General features: G+C 72.7%; 14 protein-coding genes. 6 read left to right on the forward strand and 8 right to left on the reverse strand.

The window, feature by feature from the left end; translation table 11 throughout:
• Positions 1–72 precede the first annotated feature (72 nt).
• Positions 73–2,007: an ABC transporter ATP-binding protein gene (locus tag OG990_RS25365; RefSeq protein ID WP_406081875.1), complete on the forward strand. Its 1,935-nt coding sequence runs from the start codon at positions 73–75 to the stop codon at positions 2,005–2,007.
• A 59-nt stretch (positions 2,008–2,066) separates the two neighbouring features.
• Here the strand turns inward: OG990_RS25365 and thrS are convergent, their stop codons facing one another.
• Positions 2,067–3,284 carry a threonine--tRNA ligase gene (gene thrS, locus OG990_RS25370; RefSeq protein ID WP_406077397.1) on the reverse strand — a complete coding sequence of 406 codons (1,218 nt, stop codon included), beginning with the start codon at positions 3,282–3,284 and terminating at the stop codon, positions 2,067–2,069.
• A gap of 518 nt (positions 3,285–3,802) precedes the next feature.
• On the opposite strand from thrS, the gene OG990_RS25375 reads away from it, so the two are divergent.
• Together OG990_RS25375 and OG990_RS25380 are read left to right on the forward strand one after the other, a co-directional pair.
• Positions 3,803–4,423: a DedA family protein gene (locus OG990_RS25375; protein WP_406077398.1), complete on the forward strand. Its 621-nt coding sequence runs from the start codon at positions 3,803–3,805 to the stop codon at positions 4,421–4,423.
• A 105-nt stretch (positions 4,424–4,528) separates the two neighbouring features.
• Positions 4,529–5,167, forward strand: a complete 639-nt coding sequence (locus tag OG990_RS25380) for a DUF998 domain-containing protein (protein ID WP_406077399.1) — start codon at positions 4,529–4,531, stop codon at positions 5,165–5,167.
• On the opposite strand, the gene OG990_RS25385 is transcribed toward OG990_RS25380, so the two are convergent.
• The gene (locus tag OG990_RS25385) at positions 5,145–6,548 is read right to left on the reverse strand and encodes an NAD(P)H-quinone dehydrogenase (RefSeq protein WP_328423445.1); all 1,404 of its coding nucleotides are present in this window, start codon (positions 6,546–6,548) and stop codon (positions 5,145–5,147) included. The two genes, OG990_RS25380 and OG990_RS25385, sit on opposite strands and share 23 nt — an antisense overlap.
• A gap of 106 nt (positions 6,549–6,654) precedes the next feature.
• Between OG990_RS25385 and OG990_RS25390 the strand changes: the two genes are divergently transcribed.
• Positions 6,655–7,110, forward strand: a complete 456-nt coding sequence (locus OG990_RS25390) for a gamma-glutamylcyclotransferase (protein WP_328423443.1) — start codon at positions 6,655–6,657, stop codon at positions 7,108–7,110.
• Between the two features lie 72 nt (positions 7,111–7,182).
• Here OG990_RS25390 and OG990_RS25395 read toward each other — a convergent pair whose 3' ends face one another.
• The 4 genes from OG990_RS25395 to OG990_RS25410 form a co-directional block, all read right to left on the reverse strand.
• Positions 7,183–8,142 (reverse strand): GNAT family N-acetyltransferase, encoded by a 960-nt coding sequence (locus OG990_RS25395; protein WP_406077400.1) that lies wholly within the window; start codon positions 8,140–8,142, stop codon positions 7,183–7,185.
• A 59-nt stretch (positions 8,143–8,201) separates the two neighbouring features.
• Positions 8,202–8,957, reverse strand: a complete 756-nt coding sequence (locus tag OG990_RS25400) for an SCO6745 family protein (protein ID WP_328423441.1) — start codon at positions 8,955–8,957, stop codon at positions 8,202–8,204.
• 104 nt (positions 8,958–9,061) lie between these two features.
• Positions 9,062–10,039, reverse strand: coding sequence for a hypothetical protein (locus OG990_RS25405; protein WP_386985193.1), 978 nt, complete (start codon positions 10,037–10,039; stop codon positions 9,062–9,064).
• Positions 10,040–10,043: 4 nt separating this feature from the next.
• Positions 10,044–10,673, reverse strand: a complete 630-nt coding sequence (locus tag OG990_RS25410) for an MBL fold metallo-hydrolase (RefSeq protein WP_406077401.1) — start codon at positions 10,671–10,673, stop codon at positions 10,044–10,046.
• Between the two features lie 93 nt (positions 10,674–10,766).
• Between OG990_RS25410 and OG990_RS25415 the strand changes: the two genes are divergently transcribed.
• On the forward strand, positions 10,767–11,750 hold the full coding sequence (locus OG990_RS25415) for a DUF4349 domain-containing protein (protein ID WP_386986647.1): 984 nt from the start codon (positions 10,767–10,769) through the stop codon (positions 11,748–11,750).
• On the opposite strand, the gene OG990_RS25420 is transcribed toward OG990_RS25415, so the two are convergent.
• Positions 11,707–12,966 carry an amidohydrolase gene (locus OG990_RS25420; RefSeq protein ID WP_355602435.1) on the reverse strand — a complete coding sequence of 420 codons (1,260 nt, stop codon included), beginning with the start codon at positions 12,964–12,966 and terminating at the stop codon, positions 11,707–11,709. The two genes, OG990_RS25415 and OG990_RS25420, sit on opposite strands and share 44 nt — an antisense overlap.
• Positions 12,967–13,509: 543 nt before the next feature.
• Positions 13,510–15,093: a methylmalonyl-CoA mutase gene (locus tag OG990_RS25425; protein ID WP_406077402.1), complete on the reverse strand. Its 1,584-nt coding sequence runs from the start codon at positions 15,091–15,093 to the stop codon at positions 13,510–13,512.
• A 206-nt stretch (positions 15,094–15,299) separates the two neighbouring features.
• On the opposite strand from OG990_RS25425, the gene OG990_RS25430 reads away from it, so the two are divergent.
• On the forward strand, positions 15,300–17,363 hold the full coding sequence (locus OG990_RS25430; protein WP_406077403.1) for a protein kinase domain-containing protein: 2,064 nt from the start codon (positions 15,300–15,302) through the stop codon (positions 17,361–17,363).
• Positions 17,364–17,381: the final 18 nt, after the last annotated feature.

The raw sequence follows: 17,381 nt of genomic DNA on the forward strand, positions 1-17,381 counted from the left end.
GGCGACGCGGCGACGCCGAAGCGGCTGCCTCCGGGCCGCCAGGGCGGCGGGCCGCCGTGGGCGGGCGCCGGGATGCCCGCCGAGAAGTCGATGAACTTCGGGCCGTCCGCCCGGCGGCTGCTCGGCCGGCTGCGCCCACACCGGCTGCACCTGACCGCGATCATCACGCTGGCCGTGGTGAGCGTCGGCTTCAGTGTCGCCGGGCCGAAGATCCTCGGCCACGCCACCGACCTGATCTTCAACGGGGTGATCGGCCGGCAGTTGGAGGCGGGGACGACCACCGAGCAGGCCGTCGCGGCGGCCCGGGCCGGCGGCAACGAGAGCTTCGCCGACATGCTGGCCCGGATGGACATCGTGCCCGGGGCGGGCATCGACTTCAGCGCCCTGAGCCGGGTGCTTTTGTTGGCGCTCGGGCTCTACCTGGCCGCGAGTGTGTTGTCGTGGTGGCAGGGCTGGCTGCTCAATGGGGTGGTCCAGCGCACCGTGCTGCGGCTGCGGGCGGAGGTGGAGGAGAAGCTCAACCGGCTGCCGCTGCCCTACTTCGACCGGCAGCCCCGCGGTGAGCTGCTCAGCCGGGTCACCAACGACATCGACAACATCTCGACCAGTCTCCAGCAGACCCTCAGCCAGCTGCTCACCTCGCTGCTGACCGTGATCGGCGTGCTGGGCGTGATGTTCTGGATCTCGCCGCTGCTGGCCCTGGTGGCCCTGGTCGCGGTGCCGTTGTCGGTGCTGGTCACCCAGCGCATCGCCAAGCGCTCGCAGCAGCAGTTCATCGCGCAGTGGAAGCACACCGGCGAGCTGAACGGCCAGATCGAGGAGGCGTACACCGGTCACGAGCTGGTGAAGGTCTTCGGCCGGCAGCGCGAGGTGGAGGCCGCGTTCGCCGCGAAGAACGAGGAGCTGTTCCGGGCCAGCTTCGGCGCGCAGTTCATCTCCGGGATCATCATGCCGTCGATGATGTTCATCGGGAACCTCAGCTACGTGGCGATCGCCGTGGTCGGCGGGCTGCGGGTGGCGTCCGGGACAATGAGCCTTGGCGACGTGCAGGCGTTCATCCAGTACTCCCGCCAGTTCACCCAACCCCTCACCCAGCTCGCCTCGATGGCCAACCTGCTCCAGTCCGGGGTGGCCTCGGCCGAGCGGGTCTTCGCGGTCCTCGACGCCGAGGAGCAGAGCCCCGACCCGGTCGAACCGGCCCGGGTTCTCGACCCGCACGGCCGGGTCGAGTTCGAGCACGTCTCGTTCCGCTACGAGCTCGACAAGCCGCTGATCGACGACCTGTCACTGGTCGCCGAGCCGGGGCACACGGTTGCCATCGTCGGCCCGACCGGCGCCGGCAAGACCACACTGGTCAACCTGGTCATGCGGTTCTACGAGCTGGACGCCGGGCGGATCACCCTGGACGGGGTGGACATCACCACCATGCGCCGCGACGACCTGCGCGGTCGGATCGGCATGGTGCTCCAGGACACCTGGCTCTTCGGCGGCACCATCCGGGACAACATCGCCTACGGCCGGCCGGACGCGACCGAGGAGGAGATCCTCGCCGCGGCCCGGGCCACCTTCGTCGACCGGTTCGTGCACAGCCTGCCGGACGGCTACGACACGGTGATCGACGAGGAGGGCAGCAACGTCAGCGCTGGCGAGAAGCAGCTCATCACCATCGCCCGGGCGTTCCTCGCCGAGCCGTCCCTGCTGATCCTGGACGAGGCGACCAGCTCGGTGGACACCCGCACCGAGGTGCTGCTCCAGCGGGCGATGGCGGCGCTGCGCTCGGATCGGACCAGCTTCGTCATCGCGCACCGGCTCTCCACCATCCGGGACGCCGACCTGATCCTCATGATGGAGAACGGTCGCATCGTCGAGCAGGGCACCCACGAGCAGTTGCTCGTCGCTCAGGGCGCGTACCACCGGCTCTACCGCTCCCAGTTCACCGGCGCCGCTGTGGACGACGACTCCGCCGCCCCGGCCGCGCCCGCCAACGCCCAGCCCGCGTCGGTCTAGGGCGGATCGCCGTGCGCCTTGTTCGGTCGACGACGATCCGCCCCGGATCGGCGGGTGGGTCAGTCCGGCGGCAGCAGGTCGGCCGCGCGGCTGGCGACCTGTCGGCTGATCAGGGCGAGCGCGGCGGCGGCGGGCATCGGGTCCGGGGCGCGGCCGCCGCGCAGGCGCAGCGCGAGGTGCCCGTCGGCCGCCTCGCGGGAGCCGAGCACCCCGAGGTACGGGACGCGGCGGCGGGCCGCGTCCCGGATCCGGGCGCCCAGCGAACCGGCGGCGTCGACCTCGACCCGCAGGCCGGCGTCGACGGCCCGCCGGGCCAGCTCGGTCACCGCGTCGACCTGCCCGTCATCCACCGGCAGCAGCATCAGCTGGACCGGCGCGTACCAGGCCGGGAAGGCGCCCTCGTGCACCTCGATGAGGTACGCGAACAGCCGCTCCATGCTGCCGACCAGGCTGCGGTGCACCATCACCGGCCGCCGCCGGCTGCCGTCCCGATCGGTGTACGACAGGTCGAACCGCTCCGGCTTGTCGAAGTCCAGCTGGATGGTGGAGATGGTCGACTCCCGGCCGGCCGCGTCCACGATCTGTATGTCGATCTTCGGGCCGTAGAAGGCGGCCTCCCCCGGCGCCTCGACGTAGTCCACCCCGGCCAGCGCACCCCGGAGCAACTCCTCGGCGCGGGCCCACTGCGCGTCGTCGCCGACGTACTTCTCGCCCGGCCCGCGCAGCGACAGCCGGAAGCCGGCCGGGCGGACGCCGAGCGCGGCGTGCGCGGCGCGGATCAGCCCCAGGATCTCCACGACCTCCTCGCCCACCTGGTCCGGAGCGCAGAAGGTGTGCGCGTCGTTGAGCGAGATGGCACGTACCCGGGACAGCCCGCCGAGCACCCCGGAGCGCTCCGAGCGGTACATCCCGCCCAGCTCCGCGATCCGCAGCGGCAGCTCCCGATAGGAGCGGCCCCGGGCCCGGAAGACCAGCGCATGGTGTGGGCAGAGTGCCGGCCGGAGCACGAACTCGTCGTCGGCGCTCAGCCGCATCGGCGGGAACATGTCGTCGGCGAAGTAGCCGAAGTGCCCGGAGAGTTCGAAGAGTTCCCGCTTGCCCAACGGTGGCGAGTAGACGTGCTGGTGGCCGGAGCGGCGCTCCAACTCCCGGACGTACTCCTCGACGGCGTGCCGGGCGGCGGCGCCGGCCGGCAGCCAGATCGGCAGGCCGGCGCCGGCCAGCGGGTCGGAGACGAACAGGTCCAGCTCCCGGCCGAGCCTGCGGTGGTCAATCATGTCGCGCTCCTGGATCGGATACGACCCGGAGGCGACCTGTACTCCGAACGCCGCGCGGCCCTCGGGGGCGGATCGCCCCGGGGCCTGGTCGACGGTGGTTACGTCAGAGCGGCACGCCGGGGACACCCGGCGTCGTGGTCACCACTACCGCGCTGCGCATGCGGCGACGGTACCCGCCGGGCGGACGCGGACGCACCCGGATTTGTGGTGCCGAAGGAAGGGGCGGGCCGCCGGCGCGGGACCCGCCGGCGGCCCTGGGCGGCCCGAATCGTCAGGAACGGGGGACCCGACGGACGGGGCCGCGCGCACAACGGTACGCCGACGGACGCCGATCCGCCGACCCCACGCGGGCCCGGTGGGACGGTGGTCGAGCCGTCACCCGAGGACCGTTCGCCTCGTTGTACAGGGGTGGCCCGGCAGTGTCGACGGTCACGACGGGACGGGGCTGTCCACGGTGACGCCGGACACGCCGTCAGGCTCAGGACACTCAATCGGCCGCATCCGGCGAGGTGGCAGGCGTGCCCGAACTACTGACTGACGTCGCATCGCCGACGTGGGCGTACCTCGTGCTGCTTAGCCTGCTGATCGCGGACGCCTTCGTTCCGGTGATCCCCACCCAGATCATCATGATCACCAGCGGCGCGCTCACCGTCTACGGCGGGCTCAACCTGCCGGTCACCATCGCCGTCGGCGCGCTCGGTGTGTTCGCTGGCGACCTGGCCTGCTACCTGCTCGGTCGGAGTGCACCGGACCGGCGGGCGCCCCGGCACACCGAGCCGAGCCGTGCCCGCCGGATGGCCAGCCGGGTCACCCAGGGGCTGCGCCAGCCTGGGCCGGTGGTCATCCTGCTGTGCCGGTTTGTGCCCGGCGGTCGGATGGCGGCCTGCTTCTCGGCCGGCCGCAGCCGCTACCCGTACCGGCTGTTCGTGCTCTACGAGGCGGTCGCCGCACTGGGCTGGGCCACCTACGGCGCACTGGTCGGGCACCTGGGCGGCACCGCGCTGACCGAGTCGGCGTGGCGGCTGGCCATCATCGCCACCGCCGCGGCGGCCGGCTTCGCCGCGGCCGGCTGGGCGATGACCCTGGTCAGCGCCCGGCACGCCCGCGCCGCCGCCGCAGCCGACATCCCCATCGACTGAGGGTCGCACCGGTCGCTGTCCGGGTACCTCTAGGGGTGGTCCCCCGGGACGATTTCGGTGGCCATCCCGGATCCGGCTCGGGTCTCTGCGGCGACAGGCTGAGGCATGCCTGGAACCCGGAGCACCGGCCTGCTCGCCCTCGGCGGAATCGCGCTGGCGGCGCTGCTCACCGTGATCGGTCACCTCGAAGTCAACGACGACCTCAATCCGTGGGCGCTGACCATCAGCGACTTCGCGGTCTCCGACCGGGGCGGCGTCATCGACATCGCGATGGTGGTGCTCGCGCTCGCCACCGTGGCGCTGCTGTACGGGCTGCGCCGCACCGGACCGCCCCAGCCGGTCTCCGATCGACCGACCGAGCTGCTTCTCGGCGCGTGGGTGGCCGGGCTGCTGCTGGCCGCGGTGGTGCCGACGAACGAGCCGGGCACCGCCATGACCACCGCCGCGTACCTGCACCGGTACGCCTCGGTGGTCGCCTTCCTGGCGCTGCCGGCCGCCGGCTGGCTGCTCGCCCGCCGGCCCGACCTGGCACCCGCCGCCCGGACGCTGCGCACCCTCGTCCTGCTCAGCCTGGCCCTGGCGGCGGCGATGATCTGGTCCGCCTACCCCGGTGAGCGCCTGCTCATCGGCCTGGCCGAGCGCCTGCTCATCCTCACCGAGGTGGCAGTGCTCGGCACCGTCGCGGTGACCCTGGCCCGGACGCCGGTCGCCCGGTGGCGGGTCACTCCAGCTCGTGGAGCATGAGCTGGCGGGCCGCCTCGGTGATCGAGCCGGACAGCGACGGGTAGATGGTGATGGTCTGTGCCAGCTCGTTGACGGTGAGGTTGTTCTCCACCGCCATGGTGATCGGCAGGATCAGCTCGCTGGCCTTAGGGGCGACCACCACACCGCCGACCACCTGACCGCTGGCCGGCCGGCAGAACAGCTTCACGAAGCCGTCGGAAAGATCGTCCATCTTGGCCCGGGCGTTGCCGGACAGCGGCAGCATCACCTGCCGGGCCGGCACCTTGCCGGAGTCCACCTCGTCCTGGGAGACACCCACCGTGGCCAGCTCCGGGTCGGTGAAGACGTTCGCCGCGACGGTGCGCAGCCGCAGCGGGCGGACCGCCTCGCCGAGCGCGTGCCACATCGCGATCCGGCCCTGCATGGCGGCGACGCTGGCCAGCAGCAGCACGCCGGTGCAGTCACCGGCGGCGTAGATGCCGGGCACGTTGGTGCGGGACACCCGGTCGACCGTGACGTAGCCACCCCGGCCCAACTGCACGCCGTACTCGGCGAGGCCCAGGTCGGCGGTGTTCGGGATCGAACCGACCGCGATCAGCGCGTGGGAGCCGAAGACCTTGCGGCCGTCGGAGAGCTCCACCTCGACGCCGTCCGCGGTACGCCGGACCGCGTCGGCCCGGGAGTTGTTGAGGATGTTCATGCCCCGGTTGCGGAACACCCGCTCGATGGCAGCGGCAGCGTCGGCGTCCTCGTGCGGCATCACCCGGTCCCGGCTGGAGACCAGGGTGACCTCGACCCCCATCGCCAGGTACGCGCTGGCGAACTCGGCGCCGGTCACGCCGGAGCCGACCACGATCAGGTGCGCGGGCAACTCCGGCAGGTCGTACACCTGACGCCAGGTCAGGATGCGCTCGCCGTCCGGTACGGCGGTGGGCAGTTGGCGGGGCGTCGAGCCGGTGGCCACCAGCACGGTGGACGCGGCGATCGAGTACTCCTCGCCGCCGCCGGCCGGGGTGACGATGACCCGGTGGGTGTGCCCGAGAGCGTCCTCGCCCAGCCGGGCGGTGCCGGCCACGAAGGTGACACCCGCCTTGAGCAGCTTGGCGTGGATGTCGGCGGACTGCGCCAGCGCGAGTCGCTTGACCCGCTCGTGCACCGCCCGCGCGTCGACGGTGACCGCCTCCAGGCCGTCCGAGTGCACCCCGAACTCCTCGGTGTCCCGGTAACCGGTGACCACCCCCGAGCTGGCGATGAAGGTCTTCGACGGTACGCAGTCGGAGAGCACGCAGGCCCCGCCCGCGCCGTCCGCCTCCACCACGGTGACATCGGCATCCAGCTGGGCGGCGACCAGCGCCGCCTCGTACCCGGCCGGCCCCCCGCCGATGATCACGATCCGGCTCACAACGTTCGCCCTTCGTCGATGCTCACAGTGACTTTCTTCTCCCGAGCGCACCCGACACGCACAGTCGTATTCTCCCCCACCCGTCGGCAGGGCTATCGTCATCGCCGTGCGTCATCACGCCGCCTACGGCTCAAATCTCGACCCCGCCCGGATGCGCGCCTACTGCCCGCATTCGCCGATGGTGGGCACCGGCTGGCTGGAGGGGTGGCGGCTGACCTTCGCCGGGGCGGACGTGATCGGCTGGGAGGGCGCGGTGAGCACTCTGGTCGAGTCCCCCGGCGACCGCGTCTTCGTGGCGATCTACGACATCCACCCGTACGACGCGGCCCAGCTCGACGAGCTTGAGGGGGTGGCCGCCGGCACGTACCGCAAGCTGCACGTCCGGGTCTCCACCCTCGACGGCGACGTGACCGCGTGGATCTACGTCTTCGACGGGTACGAGGGCGGCCTGCCGACGTCGTGGTACCTCTCGGAGATCGCGAACGCCGCCGAGAAGGCGGGCGCGCCGGACGACTACGTCACCGAGCTGCGGTCCCGCCCCACCGGCACCGCGTCGGCGTAGGGCGTATCGCACGCCCTCAGTCTGCTCCCGCAGCCAGCCGGACCGTTCGTCGGCCCCGGCCGGGGTCGTCAATCACACACCGGCCGCCGGGACGAGCACCTCGAACATGTCGGTCCACCGCGTCTGCCGCAGGCCCACCGACCGGTAGAGCGACAGCGGCGCGGTCGGGTTGGTGAGGTCCACCCCGAGGCCGGCCGCCTGCCGGCCCTTCTCGGCGTAGCGGGCGAAGGCACGACGCAGCAGCGCGGCGCCCACCCCCCGCCGGCGGTACGCGGGCAGCACCGACAGGCTCCGCACGAAGCCCTCCTGCTGGTCGAGCGCCTGGTCCGAGGACTGCAACGCACCGGCTGGTACCCCGTCCACCTCGGCGACGAACCACTCGTCCCAGGCGGTCACGTCACCGATCCGGGCCCGCCACCGCTCGTACGACAGCGGCTCGTGGTCCGGGGTGTCGCCGAAGGCGATGTCGTGGATCCGGTGGAACTCCCGCAGCTCGGCCTCGTCGTCCGGGCGGACCGGTCGCACCGTCACGCCGGGCGGCGAGGGCGGCTCGGCGGGCAGGTCGGCCAGCGGACGGCTCATCCGGACGTACCGCTTGGCCAGGGTGAACCCGGCCGTGCGCAGGTCCCGTTCCCAGTCGCGTTCCGGCTCGAAGACCGCGCACCGGACGGTGAGCGCGGGCAGCCCCCGCTCGGCCGCCCGCTCGGCGACCCGGTCCAGTTGCCGGGCCAGCAGCGGAGCCCGCACCGCGGCGGCCCGCTCCGGGTCGACGTAGACCTCCACGAACTCCCGGCCGACCCCGGTCGGGTTGTCCAGGGTCGCCCAGGCGACCACGGCGTCGTCCGGGTCCACCGCCAGCCAGGAGTCCCGCGCGGGGTCGAAGAAGGGGGCGCCCAGCGACTCGGCGACGTCCTCGGCGTCGAAGTCGGGATGGCCGATGGCGAAGGTGTCGGCGGCGTGCACCACCGCGAGGATCGCCGGAACGTCGTCGAGGGTGGGCCGGCGCGTGGTCCAGCCAGCGGGAAGGGTCACGGCAGGTGATCCTGACAGCCGACCGCCGCCGGCGCCGCCCATTTTTGGACAGCCCGTCGTCACCGGCCGAGGGGCAGCGTGGGGGCGAGGTCGGCCCGGGTCCGGTGCAACAGCTCCACCAGCTCGGCGCCGTCGGCGGCGCCGAGCACCGCGAACGCCGGCGCGGCCAGCCGGTTGGTCACCGCCTCCGCCCAGAGCCGCCGACGCACCAGCGGCCCGACCGGCGGGTACGGCGGCGGCCAGCCACAGGCCACCGCGCCGGCCTCCCCCTCGGGCCCGGCCAGCACGGCCTCCAGCGGGGTCATTCCGGCGGCGCGCACCGCCAGCAGGTAGGCGCCGGTGAAGTGTTCGCGGAGCAGTCGCAGCCCCGCGGCGCTCCGTGCGCCGGCGGAGAGATCCGGCAGCGGCATGGCCCGCCAGGCGGCGAAGAGCGGCATGCCACTGGCGTCCGCCGCCGTCACCGCGCGCTCGACCAGCCCGGCCAGGCGCTCGGTGCCGGGCAGCGCGCCCAGGTGCTGCGTCCCCCACCGGCAACACTCGGCGAGGCTCGCGGCGGCCACCTCGGCCGGCCGGAGGACCCGGGCCGCGGCGTCCCAACCGTCCGCGACCGCGTCCGGGGCGATGAAGCCGAGGGCGGCGGCGGCCGTCTCGGCCCGTACGTCGCCGAGCGCGCCGGCCCTGCCGCTGATGTAGAAGGCCCAGCCGGAGATGCCGAGCAGCCGAGCCCGGCGCAGCGTGGTCGGGCATCGACTGAACCCGTCGCCCAGGTCGAGCACGACCGGCTTGCTGGCGGCGGCGACCTGCTCCGGCGTCATCCGAACGCCACCCCCGGGCGCACCGGCCCACCAGCCACGGCGCCTTCCCGATCCGGGACTGCCAGCCCGCGACGGCCCGCCCGCTCGTCGTCGTCCATCGATGGTCAGTCTGCCGGGCCACCGCCGGAGTCCGCAGTCCCCTCTTCGGCCGCCAGCGCCTCGACCGCCGCCTCGACCTCGCCCGCGCGCCGCCGGGCCACGGTGACCGCCCGCTCGGCCGCGCGCCGGGCCAGCTTGGCCCGGCTGAGATCCTGCTCCGCGACCGCCCGCCGCCGCTCCAACTCGGCCAGCTCGGTCTCGATCCGATCGAGTACGGCGGCGCCGTCGCGCTCATGGTCGGTCGCCTCGGTCAACTCGGCTTCGGCACGCTCCTGGTCGGTGCGGGCCCTGGCCAGTTCCCGGTCCAGTGCCCGGCGCTGCCGGTCCCGCTCGGCGCGGGCCGCCCGCTGCGCCGCCCGCTCGGCCCGCTCTGCGGCCCGGTCGGTACGGGGGGCCGCCTCCTCGGGGCGGGCCCGCTGGGCACCGGGGCGGCGGACCGGGCGTTCCACGGCCGGCCCCTCGTCGTCGCCGGTGACCAGCCGCAACTGCGGGCGGGGCACCTCGCCGAAGCCGGCGTAGCTGGCCGCTCGGATCAGGCGTCCGGCCCGGACCTGCTCGGCGACCTCGGTGTCGGAGAGCGCCGCGTTCAGGGTCGCCTCCACCTCGGCCAGCGGCAGCTTGCTGGCCGGCGGGGCGTCCGGCTCCGCTGCGGCGAGCTTGCGGACCTCGGCGACCAGGGCGGCCACCACCGCCCGACGCTGCGCGGACAGCTCCCGGAGCCGAGGCCCGCGCAACTCCCGCTGGGCGGCACGCAGCGCGTCGGCGAGCTGGACGAGGTCGGCGACCAGCTCGGGGCGGTGGATGGCGAGCAGGTTGACCAGCCAGGCGGCCACCGTGGGGCGGCGCAGTCGGGCCAACTGCCGGGCGGTGGTCGGGTCGCCGGCGCGGCGGGCCTCGGACACGGCGGCGTCCCGGGCGGCCACGAACCGCTCCGGTGGGGTGCGGTAGAGCTGCTCCACCAGCTCCGGGGAGGGGCCGGGCATGGCCTCAGACGTCCACCCGGCTACCGGGCTCCAGACGCTGGTACTCGGTGCCGGACAGCGCGGCGTACTGCCGGTCGAGCACGCCCAGCCCGTTTGCGTTGAGCAGCCCGTCATGCAGCGCGTACGCACGCCGCGGGGCGACCGCCCGGATGAAGTCGACCACCTCGGAGAACTTCGACCAGGGGGCGTGGATCGGCGCGAAGAGCGTGTCGACCGGGGTTTCGTCCGGCACCACCAGGGCGTCCCCGGGGTGGTAGACCACGTCGTTGATCAGGAAACCGAGGTTGTCCACCACCGGGATGTCCGGGTGGATCACCGCGTGCCGCCCGCCGTACGCGCGGATGGCGACCCCGGCGGCGGTGAACGACTCGCCGGCCGCGACCGGGTGCAACGCCTCGGCCGCGTCGCCGAGGGTGCCGGCGAGCGAGGCGGGCCCGTGGATCGTGAGCGGTCCCCGGTCGAGCTGGAGACACACCGCCGCCACATCGAGGTGGTCGGCATGTTCATGGGTGACCAGCACCGCGTCCGCACCTTCCAGCGCTGCGGGATCGCTGAACACCCCGGGGTCGACGACGAGCACTCCCCCGTCGTGTTCCACCCGGAGGCAGGAGTGGGCGTACTTGGTGAGCCGCATCGTGACTCCTCGATTATCGAATCGTGACGTCCTCAGCGCAGTCTGCCGGAACCAGCCGACGAGCGCGCCGCGTCCGAGGTATCGCCACACCGGCTGACGACAGAAGGAGCGGGGATGGACGAACGGGCGGGACGACGCCACGGCACACTGCTGGCGGTAACGGCACTGGCGGCGGCACTGGTGTTGACGGGGTGCGGTGCCGGCGACAGCGGGGCACGGGACACGGCCGGCTCGGCGGCCGACGCGCCGGCCGCGAACGGCGGCGCGGACAAGGACAGCGCCGCGGGCGCACCGGAGGCGGCCGGGGCTGGCGGGCCCGGGGCGGCCGGGGCCGGCGCACCGGACCTGCGGATCGACCAGCGGGCGATCATCTACACCGGAGCGATGCGGGTCCAGGTGAACGATGTGGACGCGGCCGCCCGCGAGGTCACTGCCGTGGTCACCCGGGCCGGTGGCTTCATCGGTGGCGACCAGCGACACAGCGCCGAGGCCGACGCGGTGGCGGAGTTGCAGTTGCGGGTGCCGGCGCCGAAGTTTTCCGGCGTGGTGGACGAGATCGCCAAGCTCGGGCGGCAGCAGAGCCGGGAGATCAGCACCCAGGACGTCACCGAGGAGACGGTCGACCTGGACGCGCGGATCATCAGTCAGCGGGCCCGGGTGGACAGCGCCCGCCGGCTGCTCGCCCGCGCCACCTCGATCACCGACCTGGTGTCGCTGGAGAACGAGCTTGGTCGCCGGGAGGCGGACCTGGCCTCACTGGAGGCCAAGAAGCGGCGGTTGGCCGACCTGACCGCCCTCTCCACGATCACCGTGTCACTGGCCGGCCCGGCGGCGAAGACCACCGAAGAGAAGACCGAAACCGGCTTCCTGGTCGGGCTGAAGGGCGGCTGGAAGGCGTTCGTCGCCTCGCTGACCGTCCTGCTCACCGTGCTGGGCGCGCTGCTGCCCTGGCTGGTGGCGCTCGGCGTACCGCTGGCGGTGCTGCTGCTGGTGCTGCGCCGGCGGCGGAAGGATCCGGCCCTGGTGGCACCGGTCAGCGCGCCGCCGCCAGTGCCCGCAGCGCGGTCTGCACCATGACGCGTACGCCGGCCGGGATGGCCCGCTCGTCCACGTCGAAGGACGCGCGGTGCAGGTCGACGTTGGGGCCGGAACGGCCCACGCCGAGGCGGGCGAGGGCGCCGGGGACGTACTCCAGATACCAGGAGAAGTCCTCGCCGCCCATGCTCTGCGGCGTCTCGGCGATCCCTTGCGGGCCGAGCGCGGCGGCGGTGGCTGCCGTCAGCACCTGGATGGCCCGGGAGTCGTTGCTCACCGGCGGCCGGCCGCGCAGGTACTCCAGGTCGACCGTGGCGCCGGTCGGAGCGATCACGTCGCGGACCACCTGAGCCACGATCTTGGGAGCCTGCTCCCAGGTGTCGCGGTCCATCACCCGCAGCGTGCCCGAGGCGCACGCCTCGGAGGGGATGACGTTGTAGCGGGTGCCGGCCGAGGCGTGGCCGAAGACCAGCAGCAGCCCGCTGTTGGCCGGCACCCGGCGGCTGACCAGGGCGGGCACCTCGGTGATCAGCCGGCCGAGCGCGTCGACCAGGTCGACCGTCAGGTGCGGGCGGGCGGTGTGCCCGCCCGGGCCGGAGAGCCGGACGGTGACGTTGTCGGCGGCCGCGGTGATCGGGCCGACCCTCAGGCCGACCTGACCCACCGGCAGGTTCGGGTCGCAGTGCAGCGCGAAGATCTGCACCACGTCGTCCAGGCCGCCGGCCTCGATGACCTCGAGCGAGCCGCAGGGCAGGATCTCCTCGGCGGGCTGGAAGATGAGCCGGACCCGGCCGTCCAGCTCACCGAGGTCGGCGAGCTGGGCCAGCAGCATGCCGACGCCGAGCAGGATCGAGGTGTGCACGTCGTGGCCGCAGGCGTGGCAGACGCCCTCCACGGTGGACCGGTAGGGGACGTCCTTGGGATCGTGCAGCGGAAGGGCGTCGATGTCGGCGCGCAGCGCGATGACCGGGCCGTCCGGGCGGCCGTCGACGTCGCAGATCACGCCGTTGCCCTTGGGCAGCAGTCGTGGGTGCAGCCCGGCCAGTGAGAGCTCCCGGGCGATCAGGGCGGCCGTCTCGAACTCGGTGCCGGAAAGCTCTGGGTGCGAGTGGAGGTGACGGCGCGTAGCGATCAGCCCTGGTACGCGGAGCGCGAGGAGGTGGTCCAGATCGCGGGGCAGAGGGATGGACCCGGGCGGCGTTTCCGGCCAGGACGACGCCAGCTGGCTGCCCGTGGGCAGCGTCAACGCACTCGTCACGTCGAATTCTCGATCACTAGAGATGGATGGATCATCGGGGACAGCAGACAGCCTAGACCTCCGGCGGTGACGCTGCGCAACCTCGTTACGGTAATGATCAGACCGCGCAGCGTCACGTATGCCCTGCTGAGGGCGCTCGGAGATGTGTGGGACAGCAGGTAGATCACGGTCGAACGCCGTCATCCGCCCCTCACCTCCTACAACGCGTAACCGATCTCGGCGGTCACGAATCTCGGCGCCACTCGTAGGCCCCCGTTGCGAATTGTCGCATTAGTCCGGCTGATGAACGGACACTCCGACAATTAGCCGACCACGCTCCGCAACGAGCCGGATAAAGACGCTCACACGCACCCGTCCGTCGTGACCGCACACCGTGTGCGTCCGCGTTCACCCGGTCGGGTTACCCCTAAACCTGGTGGACACACCCCGGACGCCGTCGGGGGCCACGCCGCCCCCGGCCCAGCCGGGGGATCCGCTTCCGACTGTAGCTCCGCCGACGCCCAGCAAACCCGCCTTGACCTGGCAAAACAGCCGATCGTCCGATCAGAACCGGTCGGTGGGCCGGTACAGCCCCCACGCCTCGCGCAGCGTCCCGCAGACCTCACCGACCGTGGCCCGGGCCCGCAGCGCCTCCTTCATCGGGTACAGCACGTTCTCCGTCCCGTCGGCAGCGGCCCGGAGCCCGGCGAGGGCCCGCGCCACCGCGTCGGCGTCCCGTTCGGCGCGCAGCCGGGCCAGCCGCTCGGCCTGAGCCGCCTCGATCGTCGGGTCGACCCGCAACGGCTCGTACGGCTCCTCCTCGTCCACCGCGAACCGGTTGAGCCCCACCACCACCCGCTCGCCCGAGTCGATCTCCTGGGCGATCCGGTACGCGGACTGCTCGATCTCCCGCTTCTGGAACCCGGCCTCGATCGCGTCGACCGCCGAGCCGTGGTCGGCCACCCGCTCCATCAGCTCGACGGCGGCGGCCTCGATCTCGGCGGTCATCGCCTCCACCACGTACGAGCCGGCGAACGGGTCGACGGTGGCGGTCAGGTCCGTCTCGTACGCCAGCACCTGCTGGGTACGCAGCGCGAGCCGGGCCGCCTTCTCGGTGGGCAGCGCGATCGCCTCGTCGAAGCTGTTGGTGTGCAGCGACTGGGTGCCACCGAGCACCGCGCCCAACCCCTGCACCGCCACCCGGACCAGGTTCACCTCCGGCTGCTGGGCGGTGAGCTGCACGCCCGCGGTCTGGGTGTGGAAGCGCAACATCATGGACTTCGGATCCTTGGCGCCGAAGTCGTCGCGCATCAGCCGGGCCCAGATCCGCCGGGCGGCGCGGAACTTCGCCACCTCCTCCAGCAGCGTGGTGCGGGCCACGAAGAAGAACGACAGCCGGGGGGCGAAGTCGTCCACGGCCAGCCCCGCCGCCAGCGCGGCCCGGACGTACTCCACGCCGTTGGCGAGGGTGAACGCGATCTCCTGCGCGGGCGTCGCTCCGGCCTCCGCCATGTGGTAGCCGGAGATGGAGATGGTGTTCCACTTCGGCACCTCCTTGCGGCAGTACGCGAACGTGTCGGCCACCAGGCGCAGCGACGGCTTCGGCGGGAAGATGTACGTCCCCCGGGCGATGTACTCCTTGAGGATGTCGTTCTGGATGGTGCCGTTGAGCGCCGAGCCGGGGACGCCGTTCTCCTCGGCGACGAGCTGGTAGAGCAGCAGCAGCACCGACCCGGGCGCGTTGATGGTCATCGAGGTGGAGACCTTGTCCAGCGGGATGTCGGCGAAGAGCAGCCGCATGTCGTCGATGGAGTCGATGGCGACGCCCACCTTGCCGACCTCGCCGTGCGCGATCGGCTCGTCCGAGTCGTAGCCCATCTGGGTGGGCAGGTCGAAGGCGACCGAGAGGCCCATCGTGCCGGCACGCAACAGCTGGTGGTACCGCGCGTTGGACTCGGTGGCGGTGCCGAAGCCGGCGTACTGGCGCATGGTCCACGGGCGGGAGGTGTACATCGTGGGGTAGACCCCCCGGGTGTACGGGAACTCGCCCGGGCCGCCCAGGCGGGTGTCCAGGTCCTCCGGAAGGTCGGCCGCCGAGTAGACGTCCTTGATCGGGAAACCGGACTCGCTTGACCGCCGTTCGCTCATCCCCGGATGGTAGGACCCGTGGGCGCGCCGTCGGGTGAGGGATACCGCACAGTGCGTCCCGACAGCTCAACAGGAGGTGAACGGTTGGCCACGTTCTGTCGAGTTGGATAAACGTCCGTCGCGTCGGCTTTCGCATCGGGCGTCGGAACCAGCAAGATAGGGGGGTTGTGTCCCAGCCCCCCTCGATTTCCCCCGGTGGCTTTTCTGTGACTCAGATCCCGACGTGGAGCGGCGGACCGGTTAGTTCCGCCAACGGACGAGCGGCGCCCGGCACCACCATCGGTGGCCGGTACTCGCTGCGGTCCTCGGTGGGCAACGGCGGCATGGGTACGGTGTGGCGCGCCACAGACACCCTGCTGCGCCGGGACGTGGCGGTGAAGGAGGTCGTCCTGCCCCCGGGGCTGGCCCCCAGCGACCGCGACGCCATGTACGAACGCACCCTGCGCGAGGCCCGCGCCGCGGCTGCCATCCAGCACCCCGCGGTGGTCCAGGTGTACGACGTGGTCACCGAGGCCGGCCGGCCGTGGATCGTCATGGAGCTGCTGGACGCCCGCAGCCTCGCCGACATGGTGATCGAGGACGGGCCGGTCGCGCAGCGCGCGGTTGCCAAGATCGGCATCGCGCTGCTCGGCGCGTTGGAGGTCGCACACGCGATCGGCGTGCTGCACCGCGACGTCAAACCGGCCAACGTGCTGATCTGCACCGACGGGCGCTGCGTGCTGACCGACTTCGGGGTCGCCCGGATGCCCACCGACGTGCAGCTCACCACCCCCGGCATGGTGCTCGGCTCGCCGCACTTCATCTCGCCTGAGCGGGCCATGGGCCAGGAGTTCGGGCCGCCGAGCGACCTCTTCTCGCTGGGCGTGACGCTCTACACGGCGGTCGAGGGGCGGCCCCCGTTCGACAAGGGCGACCCGATCGAAACCATGCACGCCGTCGTCGAGGACCCGCCCGCCCCGCCGCAGCGCAGCGGTCCGCTGACCCGGGTGCTGATGGGCCTGTTGGAGAAGGACCCGGCCCGCCGGCTGGACGTGCACACCTCCCGGTCCATGCTGCGCGAGCTGCTCGCCGGCCCGCTGGGCAGCACCGCCACCGCCGTGCACTCGGTCACCGACCCGTACGCCGTGGTGCCGGTGCAGCAGCGACCGGCGCCCCTCGCCCTGCCGGCCCAGCCGGAGCCGAAGCCGGACAACCAGATCGGCGGCCGGGCGATGCTGGCCCCGGGCGAGTCGTTGACCGACCGGCTGGCCGCGCTGCGCCGGGGCGAACGCCCGCAGCCGGCCGGCGCGGCCGGCGCCACCGGGCTCGACGAAACCAGCGCCGACGCGCTGGCCGGCCCGCTGCACACGCCCACCGGCGCCATGCCGGTTCCCGGCCGACCCACTACCGGGCGCACCTACGGCGGCAACGCGGACGCCACCCAGCGGGTGGACGCCGGCGGGCACCCGGACGCCACCCAGCGGGTCAGTTACGGCAGCCGGTCCGACGCCACCCAGCAGGTCGCCTACGGCGGCGCGCCGGAGGCCACCCAGCGCATCGGCGGCACCTACGGCGGTGGAAACCAGTGGTCGGTGCCCGGCACCGGGCAGCCCTGGGCCACGCCGCCTGCCCCGTCGGGCGGCGGCGCCCTCGGCAAGGTCCGTGCCACCGGTGGTCAACTGGTCAGCACCGTGAAGGGCTGGCCGCGCAAGGTGCAGTTGGCCGCGGCCGGTGGGCTGGTCGTGGTGCTGCTGCTCGGCATCGTGGCGCTGTCCAGCGGCGGCGACGAACCCCCGCCGGTCACCCCCCAGGCCCAGCCCACCGCGTCCGCCCCGGCTGATCCGGGGGTGGAGATGCAGGAGCACTCCGCCCGGGGCGTCCAGGTGCTGGTGCCGAAGGGCTGGAAGAAGTCCACCGGCGGCAGCTACACCGACTACATCGACCCGGAGGACGACGGTCGCAAGATCCGGATCCTCACCGAGAAGTGGACCGGGACGCCCACCCGCTGGGCGGAGAGCGCACAGAACTTCCTCCGCACCAAGAGCACGTCCTGCAAGAAGCCGTACGAGCAGGTCGCCATCAGCGAGCGGGAGTCGGCGGGCAGCCCCGGCGTCGAATTCGAGTACACCTGTGGCGAGGGTGGCGACATGCGCCACGGGGTGTGGCACGCGGTGGTCAACGACGGCAAGGCCTACTCGTTCTACCTGTCCTCCAGCGACACCCGGTACGGCGAGAGCAAGCCGATCTTCGACGAGATGGTCCGGACGTTCCAGCTCACCGGCGACGGCTGAGCCGGAGGGAACCGACAG

The sequence above is a fragment of the Micromonospora sp. NBC_00858 genome (genome assembly GCF_045207365.1).
Taxonomy (GTDB): Bacteria; Actinomycetota; Actinomycetes; order Mycobacteriales; family Micromonosporaceae; genus Micromonospora.

Bases quoted from the DNA above. Each gene is read 5' to 3' on its own strand.
- OG990_RS25365 (WP_406081875.1), top strand. From the start codon at position 73: ATGCCCGCCGAGAAGTCGATGAACTTCGGGCCGTCCGCCCGGCGGCTG.
- thrS (WP_406077397.1), bottom strand. From the start codon at position 3,284: ATGATTGACCACCGCAGGCTCGGCCGGGAGCTGGACCTGTTCGTCTCC.
- OG990_RS25380 (WP_406077399.1), top strand. From the start codon at position 4,529: ATGCCTGGAACCCGGAGCACCGGCCTGCTCGCCCTCGGCGGAATCGCG.
- OG990_RS25400 (WP_328423441.1), bottom strand. From the start codon at position 8,957: ATGACGCCGGAGCAGGTCGCCGCCGCCAGCAAGCCGGTCGTGCTCGAC.
- OG990_RS25405 (WP_386985193.1), bottom strand. From the start codon at position 10,039: ATGCCCGGCCCCTCCCCGGAGCTGGTGGAGCAGCTCTACCGCACCCCA.
- OG990_RS25410 (WP_406077401.1), bottom strand. From the start codon at position 10,673: ATGCGGCTCACCAAGTACGCCCACTCCTGCCTCCGGGTGGAACACGAC.
- OG990_RS25425 (WP_406077402.1), bottom strand. From the start codon at position 15,093: ATGAGCGAACGGCGGTCAAGCGAGTCCGGTTTCCCGATCAAGGACGTC.